Consider the following 23,054-nt stretch of genomic DNA (forward strand, 5'->3'; position numbering starts at 1 on the left):
GCACGGCGAGGCCCACGGGGTCGCCGTACGGCTTCGCCACGGTCTGCTCGTCGCCCCGACCCGAGAGGTGGGCCCCGGAGGACGGGTGCGTCGCCCCAGGCCCTGCCCGGGCCTACCGGTGCCAGCGCCGGCCCGGGCATGTACAGCGGGTGCTGCGGGCCGGGAGGGTGGCCCCTGGGGCGCGGCCCAGGGAGGCGGGTACGTTGCCTCAGTTCCCGCCTGGGCCTACCGAACCAGCACCGCCCGGGCATGTACAGCGGGTGCTGCCGGGCCCGAGAGGCTGGCCCCGGGGACGCGGGTTCGGCGACGCGGGTTCGTCGCCTCACCCCTGCCCGGGCTTACCGGTGCCAGCGCCGGCCCGGGCACGTACAGCAGGTGCTGCGGGTCTGGGGAGGCTGGCCCCCCCGGGAGGCGGCGGGCCCGGGACGAGGGTTCAGGGAGGCGGGTACGTTGCCTCAGTTCCCGCCTGGGCCTACCGAACCAGCGTCAGCCCGGTCACGTACAGCGGGCGCTGCGGCGCCCGGGAGGCCGGCCCCCGAAGGCGGGCCCTGGCACGCGGGTCCAGGGACGCGGGAACGTCGCCTCAGTCCCCGCCCAGACCCACCGGAACCAGCACCGGCCCCGCCCGCCCCACCCCCTCCAGCTCCAGCACCCACACCTCGTTCACGCCCTCCCGCAGTACCGGCCCGGGCACATACAGCGAGCGTTGCGGGCCCACGGACCAGTACCGGCCCAGGCCGAAGCCGTTGACCCACGCGAACCCCCGTGTCCACCCCGGCAGTTCGAGCCGCGCGTCCCCCGCCCCGCGCACCGTCACGGCCCCCCGGTACAGCCCCGGGGTGGCCTCGTCCGCAGAGGGCAGCGGCCCGAAAGGCACCTCCCTTACGGCATCCTCCTTGAACGCGTCCAGCCGCAGCCCGCTCGCCCGCACCCCGTGCAGGAACTGCCGTTCGTGCAGCACGCCCCCGGTGATGCCCTTCGGCTCGCCGATGCGCGGCCCGTAATTGACCCTCCCCAGGGACTCCACCCACAGCTCCACGCGCGCGTGCCCCGCGACCGGCTCCGCGAGCCGGACGTCCCCCTCGCCCAGCACCCCGGCCCGTACCCCGTCGACGTACACCACCGCCAGATCCCGCAGCCCGCGCACCGACAGCGGATACGGCCGCCGCGGCCCCGGAACGGTCACCGCGTAGCGCACGAGACCGCGGTCCACGTCCAGTTCCTCGAACGTGGGCGGCACGGCGTGCTCCGTCTCGGGGCCGCCCAGGGTGTCGAGTACGGCGGTCAGGGGCGCCCACTCCTCCAGGCGAACGGGGACCGGCGCGCCCAAGGAGGTAGGGACCGGCGGTGGTTCGGGCGGTGGGGTGTCCGCGTATGCCGACAGGATCTCCCTGAAGCGCCAGAACTTCTCCGTGGGGCGCCCGTGTTCGTCGATCGGGGCGTCGTAGTCGTACGACGTCACGTCCGGCTCCAGGGCGCCCTCGTGGGCCTCCCCGAGGGCTTCGTCGCCGACCGCCCGGTTCGCGCCCGACCAGCCCGCGAAGCTCGTACCGCCGTGCGCCACATAGACGTTGACCGACGCCCCGCACTCCAGGATCTCGCGGAGGGCCTGTGCGGCGTCCTCGGGATCCCGTACGACGTGCTCGGCGCCCCAGTGGTCGAACCAGCCGCACCAGAACTCCATGCACATCAGGGGGCCCGTCGGGCGGTGCCTGCGCAACGTCTCGAAGGCCACGCGCGCGTGGGAGCCGAAGTTCACCGTCGCCAGGACGCCCGGCACCGAACCGCCCGTCAGCATGTGGTCCTCCGGACCGTCCGACGTGAACAGTGGGACGCTCACGCCTCCGGCCCGCAGCAGGCCCGTCAGCCGGTCCAGATAGGCCCCGTCGGAGCCGTAACTGCCGTACTCGTTCTCGACCTGCACCATCAGCACCGGGCCGCCCCGGTCGATCTGCCGCGACACGATCTCCGGGAGGAGACGCCCGAACCAGCGCTCCACGGGGCGCAGAAAACGGGCGTCACGCGTGCGTGCGTGTCCCGTCAGCCAATGGGGGAGGCCGCCGTTCTCCCATTCCGCGCAGATGTACGGGCCAGGCCGCACGACCGCCCACAGCCCCGCCTCCCGTGCCGCGTCCAGGAACCGGCCCAGTTGTCCGACGTCCCTGAAGTCACCGGGGTGCGGCTCGTGCAGGTTCCACGGGACGTACGTCTCCACGCAGTTGAGGCCCATCGCCCGCAGCATCGCCAGCCGGTGCGCCCACTGCTCCTCGTGCACCCGGAAGTAGTGCAGGGCCCCCGACAGCAGCCGCATCGGACGGCCGTCCAGCAGGAAGTCCGTGTCACCCACCGTGAACTCGCTCATGTGCCCCACCCTCACCTCTGGCGGCCGACAGCGTCCATGGACAAAGATCAGCGCCAGTTGGACCGAGGTCGTCGCCCCTCCAATGGGCGGAGACGAGCACGACACAGGCGGGAGGACCGCGGATGTACCGCACCTGGATGCGCTTCTTCAGCCCCGCGCCCGCCCACCACCGCCTCGGCCTCGTCTGTCTCGGCGTCGGCCTCCAGCACGGCGCCCTGCCCACCGTCGGCCCCCGCGTCCTCGACCACCACGTGGCCGTCGTCGTCAGCGGCGGACGCGGCTGGTTCCAGGGCGTCGACGGCCGCCGCAGGACCGTCACCGCGCCCACCCTGATCTGGCTCACCCCCGGCACCGCCCACCACTACGGGCCCGACCCCGACACCGGCTGGGACGAGGCGTTCGTCGACTTCACCGGGCCCGCCACCGCCACGTACGCCGAACTCGGCTACATCGAACCCGAGCGGCCCCTCGTACCCCTCACCGACGCCGGCCCCGCCCGGGCCGTGATCGGACGCATGGCCCGCGCCGCACGCCGCGACAACCCCGTCCTGGAGGTCGAGACGGCCGCCGCCGTCCACGAACTCCTCGTCGCCCTGCGCCGCACCCGCGCCGATCTGGCACCCGACGGCGACCAGGTCCTCGCCGCCCTCGCCCGGGACGCCTGCCGGCCCCTCACGGTCGCCGAACACGCGGCCCGGCACGGCATGACCCCCGCCGAACTGCGCACCGCGGTACGACGCGGCGCCGGATGCAGCCCCAAGGACTACCTCCTCGGCATCCGGCTGAGCCGCGCCAAGGAACTCCTCGCCGCCACCGAACTGCCCGTCGCCGCCGTCGCCCGCCGCGTCGGCTACGACGACCCCGCCTACTTCTCCCGCCTCTTCACCCGCCGCGTCGGCATGGCCCCCGTCCACTTCCGGGCACAACAGGGACGCACGGTTCCGGGTGGCTGGAGCGACCGCGTCCCCGACCCCGCCGACCCACCGATGATCGAACACCCGCACGCCACGTAACGCCCAGTTCTCGCCTACCTCACGCGACCCCGGCTCCCCACGAGACCGCCCACCGCGTGCCACGTAGGGTGGACGCCCATGACCACCAGCAACAACCGTGAGGTCGAGCCCGAGATCCGCGCGGAACTCGGCCGGCTGCGCGAGAGCATCGACAACATCGACGCCGCCGTCGTCCACATGCTCGCCGAGCGCTTCAAGTGCACCCAGCAGGTCGGCCACCTCAAAGCCGCACACCAACTGCCGCCCGCCGACCCGAACCGCGAGGCCCAGCAGATCGCCCGCCTGCGCCGACTCGCCGAAAGCGCCAACCTCGACCCCGCGTTCGCCGAGAAACTCCTCAACTTCATCATCGCCGAAGTGATCAGACACCATGAGCGCATCGCCGACGACGCCGTGAACGGCGGGAAACCACCGGTGAGTTGACCCCCGGGGAGTGACAGCCGGGCACCCGCGGGCGCATGCTGCCCTGTGCACTCATCGTGCACTCGTAGTCAGCCGACGAGCACTGCGCGTCAGCACCACGGGTGCCGTCTGGTTGTCCACGCGGGAGGGACGTCGGGCCATGCCGTCGGATGCCAAGATCCTCATCGTCGACGACCACGAGGACACCCTGTACGCCCTGGAGAGCGCCCTCGCCCCGCTCGGCTACCGGCTCGCCCGCGCCACCAGCGGCGACGAGGCCCTCAAACAGGTACTGCGCGGCCAGGTCGGCCTCCTCCTGCTCGACGTCCGCATGCCCGGCGTCAGCGGCCTCGACGTGGTGCGCTACATGCGCCGCCTCGAACAGACCCAGCACATCCCCGTCGTCCTGCTCACCGGCTTCGGTCCCGACGCCGAACTCACCGCCACCGCCTTCGGCCTTGGCGTCGCCGACCTCGTCATGAAACCCATCGACCCGTGGACCCTGCGTACCAAGGTCCGCTACCTGTACGACGCCCACCGCCGCCACCTCGCCCTCGAACAGGAGGTGCGGGAACTCCGCGCCCGCGTCAAGGACCACGGACTGCTCGCCGAACACGCCCTGGAGGACCGCTCCTGAGGCCCCGCAGACGGCCTCCAGGGGCCGGTCGGGGGCGGGGGCGTGCGTCCGGACAAACACCGTGTACCGATCCGCCCCTGTGCCCTGTCAGTGGCATCAGGCAGCATGTCCTCCATGTCCGTACTGACGCGCGACGAAGCGCAAGCCCGTGCCACCCTCCTGGACGTCCACCGGTACACGGTCGAACTCGACCTCACCACCGGGGACGACACCTTCGACTCCCGTACCGTGATCCGCTTCGCGGTGACGGCGGGCCACACCGGCGCGGACACGTTCGTCGAGGTCAGGCCCGCCGAGCTGCGCTCCGCCACCCTCGACGGCCACCCCCTGGACACCGCCGGCCTCACCGACGGCCGGCTGCCCCTCAGGAACCTCGCCGAGGGCGAGCACGAACTGCGCGTGGACGCCGCGATGCGCTACTCCCGCACCGGCGAGGGCATGCACCGCTTCACCGATCCCGCCGACGACGAGACCTACCTCTACACCCAGATGTCCCTTGAGGACGCGGCAGCCGTCTTCGCCAACTTCAACCAGCCCGACCTCAAGGCCGTCTTCGAGTTCACCGTGCGCGCCCCCGAGGGCTGGACCGTCCTCGCCAACGGCATCACCACCGAAACCGCCGACGGCCTCTGGCAGGCCGCCCCCACCCCCCGCATCTCCACCTACCTCGTCGCCGTCGCCGCAGGCCCCTGGCACTCCGTCCGCAGCGAACACCGCGGCCTCCCCTTCGGCCTCCACTGCCGCCGCTCCCTCGCCCCCCACCTCGACACCGACGCCGACGAACTCCTCGACATCACGCGCGCGTGCTACGACCGCTACCACGAGAAGTTCGAGGAGCCCTACCCCTTCGACTCCTACGACCAGGCGTTCGTCCCCGAGTTCAACTTCGGCGCCATGGAGAACCCCGGACTCGTCACTTTCCGCGACGAGTTCGTCTACCGCTCCGCCGTCACCGACACCGAACGCCAGACCCGCGCCATGGTCATCGCCCACGAAATGGCCCACATGTGGTTCGGCGACCTCGTCACCCTCCAGTGGTGGGACGACATCTGGCTGAATGAGTCCTTCGCCGAGTACATGGGTTACCAGACCCTCACCGAAGCGACCCGCTACACGGACACCTGGACCGACTTCGGGGTCTCCCGCAAGGCCTGGGGCTACGACGCCGACCAGCGCCCCTCCACCCACCCCGTCGCCCCCGAAGCCGTCGACGACACCGCCGCCGCCCTCGTCAACTTCGACGGCATCTCCTACGCCAAGGGCGCCTCGGCCCTGCGCCAACTCGTCGCCTGGCTCGGCGAGAAGGACTTCCTGGCCGGCATCAACACCCACTTCGCCCGCCACAAGTTCGGCAACGCCACCCTCGCCGACTTCATCGACTCCCTCGCCGCAGCCACCGAACGCGACGTCCACGCCTGGGCCGACGCCTGGCTGCGCACCACCGGCGTCGACACCCTCAGCCCACGCGTCACCAACGGTGACAACGGCTCCTGCACCCTCACCGTCCGCCACGAAGGCAGCCGCCCCCACCGGGTCGCGATAGGCCTGTACGACCACGACAGCGCCGGCGACGGCACCCTCGCCCTCCGCGAACGCGTCGACCTCGACATCCCCCAGGACGCCCCGCAGCCCATCGGCAAGCGCCCCGCCCTCCTCCTCGTCAACGACGGCGACCTCACCTACGCCAAGGTCCGCTTCGACTCCGAGTCCTTCAAAACCGTCCGTACGGCCCTCTCCGGCCTCCCCGACCCGCTCGCCCGCGCGGTCGTCTGGAACGCCCTCCGAGACGCCCTGCGCGACGGCCAGCTCCCGCCCGCCGACTACCTGGAGACCGTCCGCGCCCACCTCCCGTGCGAAACGGACCTCGCCCTCGTCCAGGGCGTCCTCACCTTCGCCTCCACCGTCGTCGCCGACCGCTACCTGCCCCCGCAGGAACGCCCCGCCGCGCTCGCCACCCTCGCCTCCCTGTGCCGCGACCTCATCCGCCGCACCGAGGACGGCGACCACCCCGGCCTGCGCCTCATCGCCGTACGCCACTTCATCGACGCCGCCGCCCACCCCGACACCATCGCCGCCTGGCTCGCCGAGGGCACCGTCCCCGGCGGCCCCGAACTCGACCCCGAACTGCGCTGGCGCGTCCTGGCCCGGCTCGCCGTCCTCGGCGCCACCGACGCGACCGAGATCGACGCCGAACTCGCCCGCGACCCCAGTGCCTCCGGCCAGGAAGGCGCCGCCCGCTGCCGCGCCGCCCTGCCCGACCCCGAGTCCAAACTCCGGGCCTGGGAACAGATGTTCACCTCCGACGACCTGTCCAACTACCTCTTCGTCGCCACCGCCCAGGGCTTCTGGCAGCCCGAACAGGACGACCTCACCGAGGAGTACGTCAAGCGGTACTGGACCGACGCCGTCGCCGTCGCCGCCCGCCGCGGCCCCGCCATCGCCGACGCCGCCGGCCGCTGGGCCTTCCCCGCCCACACCGCCACCCCCGAAACCCTCCGCCTCGGCGAGAAATGCCTCCGCGACGCCGACCCCATCCCGTCCCTCCGCCGCAAACTCGTCGACCAACTCGACGACCTGGCACGCGCACTGCGCGTACGGGAAGGGGTTACGGAAGGGGCGCGGGAACAGGCGTAAGGCGAACAAGGGCACGCTGTGGGGCATGGGGTCACCCCATGCCCCACACACCTCCCCACGGCAACCCCCGTACCCCCTTTCGGGTTCCGATCGTTGGTCTTCCCGGGCGCGTCGCCCCCGCCCCGTCCAAGCTGGAACTCCCCAGCCACGCGCCCCGGGAGGACCACCATGAGCACGCCGCCCCTCGCCTCAGGCGCCGAAGGCCCCGACTCCCTGCGGCCGTTGCTCGACACGGTCCTCCAAGCCCTCACGGCCGGCGCACACGCGCGCGGCGGACCACTCCCCGCCGGCGGCCCCGAAACCGTCGCCCGGCGCATACGCGACGCCGTCGGTGACGTACTGCCCGACAAGGGCGACCCCAACGCCCTCCACGACCTCGTACGCGCCCTCGCCGAAGGCGCCGCCGACCCCGCCCACCCCCACTGCGCCGCCCACCTGCACTGCCCACCCCTCGCCGTCGCCACCGCCGCCGACCTCGCCGCCGGCGCCCTCAACCCGTCCCTCGACTCCTGGGACCAGGCCCCGGCCGCCTCCGAACTCGAAGCGCTGGTCACAAGGACCCTCGCCGCCGAGATCTACGGGGACGCAAGGGCGAGTGAGCCGAAGGGGCGCGCCGGGGTCTCGACACCGGCTGCAGCGCCCCGGAGGCGAACCGAGCCTCCAAAGAGAGGGGACGCACTTGTCACCACCGGCGGTACCGAGTCCAACCAACTAGCCCTGCTCCTCGCCCGCGAGGCACACCCAGGCGTCCGCCTCATCTGCGGCGCCAACGCCCACCACTCACTGCCCCGCGCCGCCTGGCTCCTCGGACTCCCCGAACCGGTCGTGGTGCCCGCCCCCGCCGGCACCCTCGACCCCGCCGCCCTCGACGAGGCACTGACCGAACTGTCCGGCCCCCCGGGCTCACTCCTCGTCGCCGCCACCGCCGGCACCACCGACGCCGGACTCATCGACCCACTGCCCCAGATCGCCGCCCTCTGCACCGCCCACGGCGCCCGCCTCCACATCGACGCCGCCTACGGCGGCGGACTCCTCTTCAGCGAACGCCACCGCCCCAAACTCGCCGGCCTCGAACACGCCGACACCGTCACCCTCGACCTGCACAAACTCGGCTGGCAACCCGTCGCCGCAGGCCTCCTCGCCGTCAAGAACCCGGACGACCTCACCGCACTCGCCCACCACGCCGACTACCTCAACGCCGACGACGACACCGACGCGGGCCTGCCCGACCTCCTCGGCCGCTCCCTGCGCACCACCCGACGCCCCGACATCCTCAAAATCGCCGTCACCCTCAAAACCCTCGGCCGCCACGGACTCGGCACCCTCGTCGACCAGGTCTGCGCCCACGCCCACGAGTTCGCCCGCCAGGTCCAGGCCCACCCCGGCTTCGAACTCCACGACGCGCCCACCATCAGCACCGTCCTCTTCCGGCCCACCCGAGCCACCGACGACGCCGTGGCCGCCGTACGCCGACAACTCCTCCACGAAGGCCGAGCCGTCCTCGGCCGCGCCCACCTCGACGGCCGCCTCTGGCTCAAGGTCACCCTCCTCAACCCCCACACCCGGCCGGACGACCTGGCCGCACTCCTGAAGCTGGTGGAAGGAAACACCTCCCGATGACACCACTGCCACCCCCCACGCCCGCCGACAACCCGGCGTCCGCCCCCGCCCCCGACCCCGAAACGCCCCACGACCTCGTCGGCATCGGCATCGGCCCCTGCAACCTCTCCCTCGCCGCCCTCGCCCACCCACTCCCCGAACTCGACGCCGTCTTCTACGAACAACACCCCCGCTTCGACTGGCACCCCGGACTCCTCATCGACGGCTCGACCCTCCAAGTCCCCTTCCTCGCCGACCTCGTCACCCTCGCCGACCCCGCAAGCCCCTGGTCCTTCCTCAGCTACCTCAGAACCCGCGAACGCCTCTTCCCGTTCTACTTCGCCGAGCGCTTCCACATCCAACGCGCCGAATACGACGCCTACTGCCGCTGGGTCAGCGAGAACCTCCCCCGGCTCCACTTCGGCCACCAGGTCGACGCCGTCCGCTGGAACCCCGAACGAGACGTCTTCGAAGTCGACTACACCCAACTCGACGCCGAAGGCGAAGCCGAAGCCCTCGGCCGCACCTACACCAAGAACGTCGTCCTCGGCATCGGCAGCGAACCCCACATCCCCGAACCCCTCAAACCCCTCGTCGACGCCCCCACCGTGCCCGTCCTGCACGCGGCCGACTACCTCGCCCACCGCGACCGGCTCCTCACCGCCGAACACGTCACCGTCATCGGCTCAGGACAGACCGGCGCCGAGATCTTCCTCGATCTGCTGCGCCACCGCCCCCCAGGACGCGAGAAGATCCACTGGCTCGGCCGCACCGAGGCCTTCGCCCCCATGGAGTACTCGAAGCTCGGCCTCGAACACTTCACCCCCGATCACACCCGCTACTTCCACGCCCTCCCCGAACCCGTCCGCGACCGCCTCGTCGCCGCCCAATGGCAACTCCACAAAGGCATCGGCGCCGACACCATCGCCGCCATCCACGACGAGCTCTACCACCGCACCCTCCACGGCGGCTGGCCGGAAGCCGTCCTCACCCCCGGCGTCCACGTCCGCACCGCCGGCCGCGTCGCCACCACCAAAGTCGAACTCCACCTCGAACACACCCGACAAGGCACCCGCACCCGCCTCACCACCGACGCCGTCGTCCTCGCCACCGGCTACCAGGACCGCCCCCTCGACCGCATCCTCGCCGGCCTCGACCCCTACCTCCGCCGCGACAACAGCGAACGCCCCCGCATCGACGACCAGTACAGACTCGTCCTCGACCCCGCCATCACCGCCTCCGGCAGCCACGTCTACGTCCAGAACGCCGAACTCCACACCCACGGCGTCGGCACCCCCGACCTCGGCCTCGTCGCCTGGCGCAGCGCCACCATCCTCAACTCCCTCACCGGCCGGGCCCCCTACCCCCTCCCGACCAGAACCGCCTTCACCACCTTCGGCCTCGACCAACCACTGGCCCAGGTCCCCACCCCCCGCCAGAGCCAGGAACGAGGAAAGGGCCAGCACCAGGTGCTGACCCCTCTCGTGGACGGAATCTGAGGCGACCCAGCCACAGACGCCGGACCGGCCTAGAACACAGGCGTACCGTCCCGCGTCAACTTCCAGTCCACCGAAGCGAACTCCTTCGGATCCAGCACACCCTTCGCCGTCACCCACTCGGAGATCCGCGTCCGGATCTCCGTCGACTCCGACCACAACTCCTGCGCCGACGCCACATGCGGGAACGCCCCACCACCATTGGCCCGGTAGTTGTTCACCGCGAACACGAACTGCTGCGCGTCATCCAGCGCGGCACCGTTGTAGGCCAGGTTCTTGATCCGCGATCCGGCCGCCTGCGCGATGTCGATGTCGTACGTCAACCCCGACACATAGTCGTAGTTGTAGTCCGGCCGGTTCGCCGCGTTCGTCAGCTTCTCCACGTCGACCACCGCGTCCGCGGCCGTCTGCACGAAGTACTGCGCCGAGTACTCCAGGTACGCCCGCACTTGCGCACCCGTCATCAACTTCGCGACCAGCGTGTTGTCGTACACATACAGACTCGACAGATCCCGGATCGTCACCTCACCCGCCGGGATCTCCGACGTCCGCGAGAACGGCGAAGCCTGCGCGATCACCGGCAGCGACGCGTACGACGTCCCCACCAGCGCCGCCTTCACCACGTCCTCCTGGACCTTCGTGATCAGATCGATGATCGGAGCGTCCTTGTAACGCGCCTCCACCGTCGTCAACGTGTCCGTCGCCGTACCGACCACCTGGTTGACGTACGCCACGACGACGTCGTGCTCGTCCTTCAGCAGCTTCGTGATCCTCGGGTCATCGGCGACCGTCTTCGAGTCACGCACCGTCGCCGCCACCGACTCGACGGCCCACTTGCCCTTCTCGAAAACCAGCTCGATGTCGAACAGCGACAACCGCTCCGCATACGCCAACGGCTCCGACAGGATCACCGTCTTCCCGGTCGCCGTGTTCGTCACCTTCAGCTCGGCGATCTCCGTGTGCGCATGCCCGACCAGAATCGCGTCGATCCCCGGCACCCGCTGCGCCACCAACGCCGCCGAGTTCTCGATGTACGGCAGCTGATCACCGTACGAAGAAGTCCCCGAAGACCCCGAATGCGCCGACACCACAACGACATCCGCACCCATCGAACGCAGCTTCGGCACCCACTTCGCCGCCTGCTCCTCCAGACCCGGGAACGTCAACTTCCCCTGCACATAAGCCTTGTCCCAGATCGCGATACCAGGATTCGTCAGCCCCAGCACAGCCACCTTGACCGGCGGAGCACCCTTCACATGGAACGTCTTCATGAAGAACGGAGGAAACGCAGGCTTCAGCGTCTTCGCGTCCAGCGCGTTCGCACCCAGCAACGGGAACCGGCACTGCGACTCGAACTTCCGCAGCGTCTCGATCCCGTAGTTGAACTCGTGGTTGCCGAGCGCCACCGCGTCGTACCCGATGGCGTTCATCGCTTGCGCCATCGGGTGAACCGGCCCGCCCTTGGCGGTGATCGGGTCCACCTTCGCGTAGTAGTACGTCAGCGGGGTGCCCTGAATCGTGTCGCCCGCGTCGAGCAGCAGCGTGTTGCGACGCCCCTTCTCCTTACGGACCTGCTCCACCAGCGTCGAGATCCGCGCCAGCCCCTGCGCGTTGCCCTTCGCGTCGGAGTACTCCGCGTTCTTGAAGTAGTCCCAGTTGAAGATGTGCCCGTGCAGATCCGTCGTGCCCATCACGGTCAGGGCATACCGCTTCGCGGGCCTCGCGGGCTTCTTCGCCTCCGCGGCCTGCGCCGCCGGAGCCACGACAGCGCTGGTCAACGCGACCCCCGCCCCGGTCACAGCGGACTTCGTCAGGAACTTCCGGCGGTTCAACGGCATGTTTCGGGCTCCTCGGGGAATGGTCAACGACGCGCGTAGATTCTGACCCGAGCATGACCGGCCGCAACAGCCCCCGAAGGTTTCGATCTGATGACCGGCAGGGACGGGAACACGGCCCGCACCCCCACCATGAGTGACAGAGTGGGACGTATGACCTCCACCCCGGAGCACCCCACCGCCGTCCCCTACGGCACCCCCGACGCCCCCCGCATAGCCGTCCGCGGCGAAGCCCACCTCGAAGTCGACCCCGAGATCGCCCGCATCGGCATCACCGTCAGCGCACGGGGCACCGACCGCCGCACAGCCCTCGACGACCTGACCCGCCGCAACGCGACAGTCCTCGACCTCGTGAAAACATACGGCGACGCCGTCGAACGCCTCGAAACAGGCGCCTTCTCCATCGCCCCGGAACTCACCAAACACGGCCGCGGAGAACGCGTCCGCGCCTACCACGGCCGCGTACATCTCACCGCCGAACTCACAGACTTCACCGCCCTCGGCGAACTCACCAGCCGCCTCGCCGACCTCGACCTCACCCGCGTCGACGGCCCCTGGTGGGCCCTGCGCCCCGACTCCCCGGCCCACCGCGACGCCCGCCGCCAAGCAGTGCGGGAAGCGGTACAGCGGGCCCGCGAGTACGCCGAGGCCTTGGGGACCTCCCTGGCGGCGCTCGTGGAGCTGGCGGACGTGGGCGCGGAGGCCGCACAGCCCATGGGGTACGAGGTCCAGTCACGCTCCCTGCGCCGTGCCGCCTTTGCCGGAGCCGAAGTCGCAGACGAAGCGGCACCACTCGACCTGGAACCGCAACGGCAACAGGTGTACGCGCAGGTGAACGCCCGCTTCACCATGGTGCCGCCGCAGCTGTGAAGAGGGGACTTGAATAACCGTCCGACGCTCATCAGAGCGACCCTGCGCACAATTCAACACTTGTCAATAACCCTTCACGCAAAGGTTGTTGAGTAGTCATGCAGGGCCAATTCCCTACCCACCGGTAAGGCCTACGCTCGAAACATGCGCCGAGCAAAAATCGTCTGTACTTTGGGCCCCGCCACCGACTCGTACGACCAGATCAAGGCACTGGTCGACGCCGGAATGGACGTCGCCCGCTTCAACCTCAGCCACGGCACCTACGCCGAACACGAGGTGCGTTACCAGCACGTCCGCAAGGCAGCCGACGAAACCGGCCGCAGCATCGGCCTCCTCGCCGACCTTCAAGGCCCGAAGATCCGACTCGGCCGCTTCGCCGAAGGCCCCGTACTCCTTGAACGCGGCGACACCTTCACCATCACCGTCGAGGAAGGCGTCGAAGGCACCCAGCACACCTGCGGAACCACCTACGCCGGCCTCGCCGCCGACGTCACCCCCGGCGAACGCGTCCTCGTCGACGACGGCAAGGTCTGCCTCGAAGTCACCGCCGTCGACGGACCCCGCGTCCACACCAGGGTCGTCGAAGGCGGAGTCATCTCCGACCACAAAGGCCTCAACCTCCCCGGCGTAGCGGTGTCGGTCCCCGCCCTCTCCGACAAGGACGAGGCGGACCTGCGCTGGGCGCTGCGCACGGGCTTCGACGTCATCGCGCTGTCCTTCGTCCGCAGCGGACGCGACATCGAAGACGTCCACCGCATCATGGACGAGGAACACCGCCGCCTCCCGGTCATCGCGAAGGTGGAGAAGCCGCAGGCGGTCGAGGCGATCGACGACATCGTGGCCGCCTTCGACGGCATCATGGTCGCGCGCGGGGACCTGGGCGTCGAGATGCCGTTGGAACAGGTCCCGATCGTCCAGAAGCGCGCGATCAAACTGGCGAAGCGCAACGCCAAGCCGGTCATCGTGGCGACGCAGATGCTGGACTCGATGATCGAGAACTCCCGCCCGACGAGGGCGGAGGCGAGCGATGTGGCGAACGCGGTGATCGACGGCACGGACGCGGTGATGCTGTCCGGCGAGACGAGCGTGGGCAAGTATGCGATCGAGACTGTCCGGACGATGGCGAAGATCGTGGAGGCGGCGGAGGAGGACATCCTGGCCAAGGGCCTGCCCCCTCTGACGGAACGCAACAAGCCCCGCACCCAGGGCGGTGCGGTGGCCCGTGCGGCGGCGGAAATGGGCGACTTCCTCGGCGCGAAGTTCCTGGTGGCGTTCACGCAGAGCGGCGACACGGTGAAGCGGTTGTCGCGCTACAGGTCCCCGATCCCGCTCCTGGCCTTCACTCCCGACCCGGCGACGCGCTCGCAGCTGACGCTGACGTGGGGAGTGGAGACGTTCCTGGGCCCGCACGTCGACTCCACGGACGCGATGGTGGACCAGGTGGACGAGCTGTTGTTGAAGTACGGCCGCTGCCAGAAGGGGGATGTGGTGGTGATCACGGCCGGCTCCCCGCCCGGGGTCTCGGGCTCGACGAACCTGGTGCGGGTCCACCACATCGGCGAGGACGACAAGTAGACGTGGAATTGAAGGGCTCCTCCTGGGCGGAGAGGCCCTTTTCGGTTCAGTGCTTGGGGCCTACGTGGGTGTCCATGAGGGCTACGGAGGCGCGTCGGGCGACAGAGATGTTGTAGGGGTTGCCGTTTCGGGTGCAGTGCGTCCACTCGATGCCCAGCTTGTCGAGGGTGTCTGTATAGAGCTGCCGGATGTCGTCGGACACGTTGGTGAAGAAGTACCGCGGGTATTCGTAGCGCTTGCGTTCCCCGGCGACCAGGCGAGTCGTCCAGTTGGTGATGCGGCAGCCGTCGGAGTGGACAAGGCCGCGGATGAAATCCCAGGGATACGCATCGACAATCGCCTGCTGCCAGGATTCGAGGACGATGTGGCGCTCGTGTTTCTTGCCGGGGCCATGCTGGGGGAAGAGGCAGGTCCAGTGCTTGGTGTACGACTTCACCTCGACGCAGCCCGTCCGCGAACGCTGCTTGACGCTTGGCAGCGGCATCACCTTGCGCATCGCCTCTTCAGCGGCCGCGATCAGGCCGGTCTGAGTGGCGTTGCAGAAGATGGACAAGTGGTGCTGCTTGGGCTTGGAGATGATGTGGCCGTCGCCGAGGTAGAGACCAAGCAGGTACGCGTAGGCGGTTCTGTCGATCTCGTTCCCGGTGCATCGGGGACAATCTGTGGGCTGCTCGTACGTCTCGCTGCGTGCTCTGCGATCTTCGCTGCGCCACCAGCCGATGGTTCCTCGCGGAACGTTGAGGCACTCCGCGACTGCACGGTTGGGGATGCCCTGGCGCATGAGTGCGATTGCTTGGGCGCGGATCGAAGGGCTGTGCTGTTCCATGTAGCCCAGGCTGAGTGCCTGATTGCGGCGACACGCAGCAAAAAGCGGAGGTTCACGAGAACGTGAGCCTCCGCTTCCGGATGTGCCGGGTGCGGGATTCGAACCCGCAAGCCCTCTCAGGCAGAGGTGTTTGAGACCTCCGTGTATGCCGTTCCACCAACCCGGCCAGGCACAGAGGCGAGTGTACCGGGTCACCGCAGGTCCCCGCCTCTAGGTAGGCTGCAAAGCAGCAGTAGTGCCCGGCCCGTAACAAGGAGCCCCCGTGACCGCCCCCGAGTCGCCCCAGCCCGCAGACGCGCCCGACGACGACAAGTCGCACGTGCCTCCGCTGACGACCCGTGTCGTCATTGCCGAGGACGAGGCGCTCATTCGGCTCGATCTCAAGGAGATGCTCGAAGAAGAGGGCTACACCGTCGTCGGTGAGGCCGGTGACGGTGAGGAGGCCGTGGAGCTTGCCCGTGAGCACCGGCCCGATCTCGTCATCCTCGATGTGAAGATGCCCAAGCTCGACGGCATCTCGGCGGCCGAGAAGATCGCCGAGGAGTCCATCGCCCCGGTACTGATGCTCACCGCCTTCTCGCAGCGCGACCTTGTCGAGCGAGCTCGGGACGCCGGTGCCATGGCGTATCTCGTGAAGCCGTTCAGCAAGAGCGATGTCGTACCGGCGATCGAGATGGCCGTCTCGCGGTTCAGCGAGCTGCGCCAGCTGGAGAGCGAGATCGCGGATCTGACCCAGCGTCTGGAGACCCGCAAGCTCGTCGACCGTGCCAAGTCGGTCCTCCAGACGGAGTACGGACTGACCGAGCCCGCCGCGTTCCGGTGGATCCAGAAGACCTCCATGGACCGGCGGATGTCCATGCAGCAGGTCGCCGAGGCCGTCATCGCCGACGCCGAGGAGAAGAAGGCCGCCAAGGGCTGACGTAGCCCCGCAGACAGAGTACGAGGAGGCCCGCATCCCCAACCGGGGGTGCGGGCCTCCTCGTACATACCTGCTCTCGAAGAACTCAGTCCTCGCCGAGGTACGCCTTGCGTACCGACTCGTCGTGGATGAGGTCCTGGCCCGTGCCGGAGAGGACGATGTTGCCGACCTCCATGACATGGCCCTGGTCGGCCAGCGACAACGCCGCCTGGGCGTTCTGCTCGACCAGGAGGATCGTCGTACCCGTGGACTTCAGCTCGGAGATCGTCGCCATGATCTTCTGCATCATGATCGGGGAGAGGCCCATGGAGGGCTCGTCGAGCATGAGGAGCTTGGGCTGGGACATCAGGGCGCGGCCCATGGCGAGCATCTGCTGTTCGCCGCCCGAGAGGGTTCCCGCGGCCTGGTTGCGGCGTTCTCCCAGGATGGGGAAGAGGTCGTAGGCGCGCTGGATGTCCTTCTCGATCCCTTCCTTGTCCTTCCTCAGGAACGCTCCGAGCTGGAGGTTCTCGAAGATGCTCAGGCGCGGGAAGATGTGCCGGCCCTCGGGGGAGTGGGCGAGGCCGAGGGAGACGATCTTGTGGGCGGGGACGCCGTTGAGGGGCTTGCCGTCGAACAGGATCTTGCCGGAGGTCGGCTGCAGGAGGCCCGACAGGGTGCGAAGGGTCGTCGTCTTGCCGGCGCCGTTGGTGCCGATGAGGGTGACGACCTGGCCTGCTTCGACGCTGAAGGAGATGCCCTTGACGGCTTCGATCTTGCCGTACGAGACCCTGAGGTCCTCGACTTCGAGGAGTGCGGTCACTGGCCTTCTCCCTTCGTGCTGGTGGTGCTCGCTGCGTCGGCGGCGGCTTCGGCGGCCTCGACCTCGGCGGCTTCCGCCTGGCCGGGGTCGCCCTCGAAGGGCTCGCCGAGGTAGGCGGCGATGACGCGTTCGTCGGCCTGGACGACCTCGGAGGTGCCCTCGACGAGCTTCTCGCCCTGGACGAGGACGGCGACGCGGTCGGACAGGTTGAAGACGAAGCGCATGTCGTGCTCGATGAGGAGGACGGCGATGCCCTTGTCGCGGATGGCGAAGACCAGGTCCTCGGTCGCCCGCGTCTCCTGGGGGTTCATGCCGGCCGTCGGCTCGTCGAGGAGGAGCAGGCCCGGCTCCGACGCCATGGCGCGGGCGATCTCCAGCTTGCGCTGTTCGCCGTAGGGGAGGTTGCGGGAGAGGTGGTCCCGCTTGTGGGCCAGGCCGATGAACTCCAGGAGTTCCATGGCGCGTTCTTCGCTCGCCTTTTCGGCCTTCTTGAAGCCGGGGCCGCGGAGGAGGGCGGACCAGAGGCCTTCCTTGGTGCGGGTGTGGCGGCCGACGAGGACGTTCTCCAGGACCGTCATGTTGGCGAACAGACGGATGTTCTGGAACGTACGTGCGATGCCTGCCTGGGTGACCAGGTGGGGCTTCGGGGGGAGGACGGTTCCCTTGTAGGAGACCGTGCCCTCCGTGGGGACGTACAGGCCCGTGAGGCAGTTGAAGAACGTGGTCTTGCCGGCGCCGTTGGGGCCGATGAGGCCGACGATCTCGCCGCTGTTGACCGTGAAGTCGACGGAGCGGACGGCGGTGAGGCCGCCGAAGCGCATGGTGACGTTGCGCGCTTCGAGTACGGGGGTGGGTGTGCTTGTGGTCATGGTGGTTACGCCCCCGCCTTGGTGACGGCCGGATCGTCGGCGAGTGTTTCTGTGTCGGGTACGTCGAGCTGGCCGGTCTCGTGGAATTCGAGCTGGTTGCGGCGGTTGGCGATGATGCCCTCGGGGCGGAAGCGCATGAGGACGATCAGGGCGATGCCGAACGCGAGCAGCGACTTGTCCTGGAGGAAGACGAGCTTCTCGGGCAGCAGGTAGAGCAGGGCCGCGCCGAGGATCGGGCCGGCGACCGTGCCCATGCCGCCGAGGACCACCGCGGCCAGGAGGAACGCCGAGTTGGGGGGCGTCGAGCCGGCGAACTGGTACGGGGTGGGGACCACGCTGTAGGTGACGTGGGCGCTGACGGTGCCGGCGAGGCCGGCGAGGGACGCGCCGAGGGCGAAGGCGATGAGCTTGACGCGGAAGCCGTTGATGCCCATGGCGGTGGCGGCGGTCTCGTCCTCGCGGATGGCGATCCAGGAGCGGCCGATGCGCGAGTCGGCGGCGCGGGTGTAGACGAGTACCACGATCGCCATGATCAGGACCATGAGGAGGTAGTAGTTCGCGAACCGGCCGAGGGTGAATCCGCCGACGTCGTGGGCTTCGCCGAAGTTGAATCCGAAGAAGTCGAGGTCGGGGATGGACGGGATGCCGTTGGGCCCGTTGGTGATGTCGGGTCCTGAGACGCCGTCCATGTTGTTGACGGCGATGCGGAAGATCTCTCCGAAGCCGAGGGTGACGATGGCGAGGTAGTCGCCGCGCAGTCGCAGGGTGGGGGCGCCGATGAGGACGCCGAAGATGAGCGATGCGGCGGCGCCGGAGAGGGCGGCGGCCCAGAAGGGGAACTGGACGCCGGAGAAGCGGGAGAACTCGGAGCCGGAGACGAGGGCGGCGGTGTAGGCGCCGACGCCGAGGAAGGCGACGTATCCGAGGTCGAGGAGGCCCGCGAGGCCGACGACGATGTTGAGGCCCAGGGCGACGGTCCCGAAGATCAGGATGTTGACGCCGATGTTGGCGTAGTGGTCGTCGGTCTGGGTGAAGGGGAACGCGATCGCGGCGGCGAAGCCCATGGCGAGGGTGAAGCCTCGGTGGTGGGCGACGAGCCGGGAGAAGCGGTCGGTGAGGCCGGCGGAGTGCAGGGCCCACATGGCGAAGACGACGAGGATGAGGTAGCCGATGAACAGCTCGCCGTACTCGGTGTCGATGCCGTAGGTGAAGACGCCGAGGCCGACGGCGGTGACGGCGGTGATGACCGCGCGCTCGATCCAGGGGGCGAGGGCTCCCGGTGCGGGGACGCGGTCGGGCTTGCCGATGTAGGCGGCCAGGCCCTTGAGGCCGGCGATGAGTATCCGGCTCTGGGAGGGGATGCCGCCCTTGCGCAGGCCCGCGTCGTAGGCCGCCTTGGCGTTGCGGGTCTCGTCGGCTGCGGCGGGGAGTGCGAAGGCGCCGATGACCGCGAGGAGGGAGGCGACGGCGGCGACGTAGGCGCCTGGTTCGAGGTTGACGAGGCCGTCGAGGTTGACGGCGATCGCGATGACGGTGAACCAGGTGGTGCCGAAGGCGCCCAGGGCGGTGAGGACGGTGGGGCCGTTGTTTCCGGCGGGCAGGAGCCAGCCGAGGCCGCGGATGCCGTAGCCGGCGAGGGCGAAGAGGGTGATGAGGAGGCCACCGGTGAAGGTGAGCCACTGGAGGCCGCCGGGGTAGCCGGTGATGGTGAGGTCGCCGGGGAACTCGGAGGTCCAGGTCCAGGCGAGGAAGGCGGAGGCCGCGGTGGCGATGCCGCCGACGAGGGTGAGGGCGCGGGCCGCCGCTGCGGGCAGGGGGATGAGACCCGGCTCGGGGGCGGTCGTCGTCTTGGTGAGGTCGGTCATCGTGATCACGCCCTGTCCGCGACGCGTTCGCCGAGCAGGCCTTGTGGCCTGACTAGCAGGACGATGATGAGGAGGCAGAACGCCCAGACGTTGGCCCAGCCCTGGCCGCCGAGCTGCTGCATGCCGGGGATGCCGTCGATGTAGGCGGAGGCGAGGGTCTCGGCGACGCCGAGGACGATGCCGCCGAGCATGGCGCCGTAGATGTTGCCGATGCCGCCGAGGACGGCCGCGGTGAAGGCCTTGAGGCCCATCAGGAAGCCCATGCGGTAGTCGACGTTGCCGTACTTGAGGCCGTACGCGACTGCTGCGACGGCGGCGAAGAAGCCGCCGATGGCGAAGGCGATGACGATGATGCGGTTGGTGTCGATGCCCATGAGCTGTGCGGTGTCGGGGTCCTGCGCGGTGGCCTGCATCGCGCGGCCGGTGCGGCTGCGGTTGACGAAGAACGCGAGGCCGGACATGCAGACGATGGCGGCGACGATGAGGAAGATGTCGGCGTCCTTGATGGTGACGGAGCCGATGTCGTGGGTGGCGTCGAGGCCGGGGAAGGCGCGGGCGCGGTCGGCGTCGGGGTAGAAGTTGCGGACGACCTCCTGGAGCGCCAGGGAGAGGCCGATGGCCGTGATGAGCGGTGCCAGTCGTGGTGCTCCGCGTAGGGGGCGGTAGGCGAACCGTTCCGCTCCGACGGCGATGAGGATGGCGACGAGGGCGCCGCCGATCAGCATCAGGGGCACGGCGATGGCCATCGCCGTGTTGTCGGGGAGGACGTAGAAGTAGACCGTGAGGGCGCCGAAGGCCCCGGTCATGAAGATCTCGCCGTGCGCGAAGTTGATGAGCTGGACGATGCCGTACACCATCGTGTAGCCGATGGCGATGAGCCCGTACATCGAGCCGAGGAGCAGCCCGTTGGCCAGCTGCTGCGGCAGGGTGTTCACCGCGTGGCCTCCATGTCGCTGGTGGTCGTGTGCACTGGATGCGTGCCGGGTGGGGGTTGGGGTGTGAAAACGGGCCGCGCGGTGGGGGTCCTCCTGCCGCGCGGCCCGTGGTGCGTGTGCTGGGCTTGGATCAGCCGGTGAGAGCGCTCAGCTGATTCAGCTGGTGGGCGTACCGGTGTGCACAGCCTTCCAAGCGCCCTTGACGACCTGGTAGACGGTGAGCTGCTTGTTGCCCGTGTCGCCGTACTCGTCGAAGGAGACCTTGCCGGTGATGCCTTCGAAGTCGGACTTCTGGACCTCGTCGACGACCGTGGAGCGCAGGTCGTTCATCTCGGGCAGCTTGCCGTCGTTGGCGTCCATGGCGGCCTTGACGGCCTTCATGATGGCGGTGGCGGCGTCGTAGGAGTAGCCGCCGTAGGCGCCGTAGTCACCCTTGTAGCCCTTGGCCTTGTACTCGGCGACGAAGGCCTTGGCGCCGGCCAGGGTGTCGACGGGGACGCCGACGGAGGTGACGAGGTCACCTTCGGAGGAGGTGCCGGCGGTCTCGATGTAGGTGCTGGCGTACATGCCGTCGCCGCCGAAGAGCGGGATCTTGACGCCGGCGTCCTTGAGCTGCTTGGTGATCAGCGCGGACTCGTCGTACTGGCCGCCGTAGTAGAGCAGGTCGGCGCCGGAGGTCTTGATCTTGGTGACGAGGGAGGCGAAGTCCTTGTCGCCGGTGTTGACGTGGTCGGTGCCGGCGATGGCGCCGCCGAGTCCCTTGAACTGCTCGTTGAAGATCTTGGCGAGGCCGGCGCCGTAGGTCTGCTTGTCGTCGACGACGAAGGCCTTCTTCTTCTTGAGGTCGTTGTACGCGTACTCGGCGGCGAAGGTGCCCTGGAGCTCGTCCGTGGTCGCCGTGCGGAAGTACGTCTTGTACGGGCGCTTCTTGTCCGTCTGCCAGTTCTTGCCCTGGGTCAGCTCGGGGTTGGTGTTCGAGGGGGAGATCTCGACCATGTTGGCCGAGGCGAACACCTGCTGCATCGACTGGGCGACGCCGGAGTTCAGGGGGCCGACGGTGCCGACGACGGTCTTGTCGCCGACGAGGGCCGTGGCGTTGGACTGGCCGGTGGCGGGCTGGGCCTTGTCGTCGAGGGCCTTGACCTTGAACTTGACCCCGGGGACGAGGTTGTTCTTGTTGGCGTCGTCGACGGCGATCTGGACGCCGTACTGGATGCCGAGACCGGTGGTCGAGTTCTCGCCGGACAGGGGGGCGTCGACGCCGATGGTGAGGGTGGTGTCTCCGCTGTCTCCGTCACCGCTGTCGTCTCGGGAGCCGCACGCGGTGAGGGTCAGAGCTCCGGTGGTGAGAATGGAGGTGAGTATCACCAAAGAACGCTGTCGCACAATCAGTCCTTTCCGCAGACGTGTCGTCCCGTGGGGATGCGACAGATGCGGCGCTGGTACCGAACTCCCGGTGGAGCGGTGACTGGCCGTGACTCTAAGCCCGGTCTACGCGCGGGGGCATCGGGGTGGGCTGGCTTGTGACTTTCTTGTTATGACGTGCTGGTTGGTATGGCTTGGGGGAGTGAGGTTTCAGCCGGTTTGGCCAGAACTGTGCTCGGTCCACATTTTGAGAATGTGCACTTCCCGTTGCCCGTGGGCTTGGCCGCGCGGGCAACGGGTCGCAGGCCGCTCTGATCAGCTGGAACAGGTCGTCCGGATAGGCGCCGCCGAAGATGAAGCTGTGGCGCTGTATTGCGCGCGTGTTACGCAGCGTTACGTCAAGAAATGGCAGGTCGGCGTCGAGGGGGAAGTCCGCGCAGTCGACCACGGATATCTGGACGGTGATCCGACGGGTGGTCCCGGCGTTGACGGTGGTGGTCTCGGCGGGCGATATCCGGGCGGTGAGTCCGTCGAAGGCGGCGCCGGTGACGCGCACGGTGACGGGTGGTCCGCTGTGTACGGTCACGGCGAACCGGAACAGGCCGCTGGCGGGGGTGGAGTCGAAGGTCGCGGCGAGTCCCGTGTACCGGAACGTGGTGACGGCCGCGGGCCAGGGCATGGGGACGAGGGCCTTGTCCGGTGCGGACGGGCTCGGAGGCAGGAGGACGACGACGCCGGTTGCTGCGACAGCCAGTGCGGCGGCCCCGAGAGCCGCTCTGCGGACACGCGGGGACAGTGCCTGCCAGCGGTCCGCGAGGCGTGGTGTGTCGGCACCGATGACTTCGTAAGTCTCTTGCGCGTCCGGCGAGTTGACGGGTTCGACGGGGCCGATGCCGGTCATGGTCGCAGCCTCATGGGGGAACGGTAGTGCCTCGGGCGGTGGGACGGTGCAGCCCAGGTCTGGTTTGTCCCGCCCCCGCCGCCCCTACCCGTCCCATCCCTGGGGGCTGCCGCCCCCAGACCCCCGCTGTCGGCCTGAACGGCCTCGTC

The 23,054-nt window shown here is 69.1% G+C and carries 18 protein-coding genes and 1 tRNA gene; 9 read left to right on the top strand and 10 right to left on the bottom strand.

What is annotated here, in order from left to right; genetic code table 11:
- Positions 1-583 precede the first annotated feature (583 nt).
- Positions 584-2,362: a glycoside hydrolase family 35 protein gene (locus ACWCRB_RS40065; RefSeq protein WP_451000774.1), complete on the bottom strand. Its 1,779-nt coding sequence runs from the start codon at positions 2,360-2,362 to the stop codon at positions 584-586.
- 122 nt (positions 2,363-2,484) lie between these two features.
- On the opposite strand from ACWCRB_RS40065, the gene ACWCRB_RS40070 reads away from it, so the two are divergent.
- From ACWCRB_RS40070 to ACWCRB_RS40095, 6 genes are all read left to right on the top strand, one after another.
- Positions 2,485-3,375: an AraC family transcriptional regulator gene (locus ACWCRB_RS40070; protein ID WP_451000775.1), complete on the top strand. Its 891-nt coding sequence runs from the start codon at positions 2,485-2,487 to the stop codon at positions 3,373-3,375.
- 78 nt (positions 3,376-3,453) lie between these two features.
- Positions 3,454-3,798, top strand: a complete 345-nt coding sequence (locus ACWCRB_RS40075; protein WP_451000776.1) for a chorismate mutase — start codon at positions 3,454-3,456, stop codon at positions 3,796-3,798.
- A gap of 139 nt (positions 3,799-3,937) precedes the next feature.
- Positions 3,938-4,414 (top strand): response regulator, encoded by a 477-nt coding sequence (locus tag ACWCRB_RS40080; RefSeq protein ID WP_451000777.1) that lies wholly within the window; start codon positions 3,938-3,940, stop codon positions 4,412-4,414.
- Between the two features lie 114 nt (positions 4,415-4,528).
- Positions 4,529-7,048, top strand: coding sequence for an aminopeptidase N (gene pepN, locus ACWCRB_RS40085; protein WP_451000778.1), 2,520 nt, complete (start codon positions 4,529-4,531; stop codon positions 7,046-7,048).
- Positions 7,049-7,216: 168 nt separating this feature from the next.
- On the top strand, positions 7,217-8,668 hold the full coding sequence (locus ACWCRB_RS40090; protein WP_451000779.1) for a pyridoxal phosphate-dependent decarboxylase family protein: 1,452 nt from the start codon (positions 7,217-7,219) through the stop codon (positions 8,666-8,668).
- Complete coding sequence (locus ACWCRB_RS40095; protein ID WP_451000780.1) at positions 8,665-10,146, top strand: lysine N(6)-hydroxylase/L-ornithine N(5)-oxygenase family protein; 1,482 nt, start codon at positions 8,665-8,667, stop codon at positions 10,144-10,146. Before ACWCRB_RS40090 ends, ACWCRB_RS40095 begins: the two co-directional genes overlap by 4 nt.
- Positions 10,147-10,175: 29 nt before the next feature.
- On the opposite strand, the gene ACWCRB_RS40100 is transcribed toward ACWCRB_RS40095, so the two are convergent.
- Positions 10,176-11,981 (bottom strand): bifunctional metallophosphatase/5'-nucleotidase, encoded by a 1,806-nt coding sequence (locus ACWCRB_RS40100; protein ID WP_451000781.1) that lies wholly within the window; start codon positions 11,979-11,981, stop codon positions 10,176-10,178.
- Positions 11,982-12,131: 150 nt separating this feature from the next.
- Here ACWCRB_RS40100 and ACWCRB_RS40105 point away from each other — a divergent pair, with 150 nt between their 5' ends.
- Together ACWCRB_RS40105 and pyk are read left to right on the top strand one after the other, a co-directional pair.
- The gene (locus ACWCRB_RS40105) at positions 12,132-12,848 is read left to right on the top strand and encodes an SIMPL domain-containing protein (protein WP_369035138.1); all 717 of its coding nucleotides are present in this window, start codon (positions 12,132-12,134) and stop codon (positions 12,846-12,848) included.
- Between the two features lie 144 nt (positions 12,849-12,992).
- Positions 12,993-14,423 carry a pyruvate kinase gene (gene pyk, locus ACWCRB_RS40110; protein WP_451000782.1) on the top strand — a complete coding sequence of 477 codons (1,431 nt, stop codon included), beginning with the start codon at positions 12,993-12,995 and terminating at the stop codon, positions 14,421-14,423.
- 46 nt (positions 14,424-14,469) lie between these two features.
- On the opposite strand, the gene ACWCRB_RS40115 is transcribed toward pyk, so the two are convergent.
- Entirely contained in the window at positions 14,470-15,249 is a 780-nt protein-coding gene (locus tag ACWCRB_RS40115; protein ID WP_451000783.1) for a helix-turn-helix domain-containing protein, read from the bottom strand.
- 83 nt (positions 15,250-15,332) lie between these two features.
- Positions 15,333-15,415 (bottom strand) — tRNA-Leu (locus ACWCRB_RS40120).
- 96 nt (positions 15,416-15,511) lie between these two features.
- On the opposite strand from ACWCRB_RS40120, the gene ACWCRB_RS40125 reads away from it, so the two are divergent.
- A complete protein-coding gene (locus ACWCRB_RS40125) occupies positions 15,512-16,168 on the top strand; it encodes an ANTAR domain-containing response regulator (protein ID WP_451000784.1) in 657 nt (218 codons plus the stop codon).
- Positions 16,169-16,253: 85 nt separating this feature from the next.
- Here the strand turns inward: ACWCRB_RS40125 and ACWCRB_RS40130 are convergent, their stop codons facing one another.
- From ACWCRB_RS40130 to ACWCRB_RS40155, 6 genes are all read right to left on the bottom strand, one after another.
- Positions 16,254-16,970, bottom strand: coding sequence for an ABC transporter ATP-binding protein (locus ACWCRB_RS40130; RefSeq protein ID WP_369035142.1), 717 nt, complete (start codon positions 16,968-16,970; stop codon positions 16,254-16,256).
- On the bottom strand, positions 16,967-17,839 hold the full coding sequence (locus ACWCRB_RS40135) for an ABC transporter ATP-binding protein (protein WP_405538225.1): 873 nt from the start codon (positions 17,837-17,839) through the stop codon (positions 16,967-16,969). The genes ACWCRB_RS40130 and ACWCRB_RS40135 overlap by 4 nt, the downstream gene beginning before the upstream one ends.
- Before the next feature lie 5 nt (positions 17,840-17,844).
- Positions 17,845-19,704 carry a branched-chain amino acid ABC transporter permease gene (locus tag ACWCRB_RS40140; protein WP_451000786.1) on the bottom strand — a complete coding sequence of 620 codons (1,860 nt, stop codon included), beginning with the start codon at positions 19,702-19,704 and terminating at the stop codon, positions 17,845-17,847.
- Positions 19,705-19,709: 5 nt separating this feature from the next.
- Complete coding sequence (locus tag ACWCRB_RS40145) at positions 19,710-20,639, bottom strand: branched-chain amino acid ABC transporter permease (RefSeq protein ID WP_369035144.1); 930 nt, start codon at positions 20,637-20,639, stop codon at positions 19,710-19,712.
- 156 nt (positions 20,640-20,795) lie between these two features.
- Positions 20,796-22,010, bottom strand: a complete 1,215-nt coding sequence (locus ACWCRB_RS40150) for a branched-chain amino acid ABC transporter substrate-binding protein (protein ID WP_451000787.1) — start codon at positions 22,008-22,010, stop codon at positions 20,796-20,798.
- Positions 22,011-22,119: 109 nt separating this feature from the next.
- Positions 22,120-22,905: a hypothetical protein gene (locus ACWCRB_RS40155; RefSeq protein ID WP_451000785.1), complete on the bottom strand. Its 786-nt coding sequence runs from the start codon at positions 22,903-22,905 to the stop codon at positions 22,120-22,122.
- Positions 22,906-23,054: the final 149 nt, after the last annotated feature.

This window comes from Streptomyces sp. NPDC002156 (assembly GCF_053593675.1).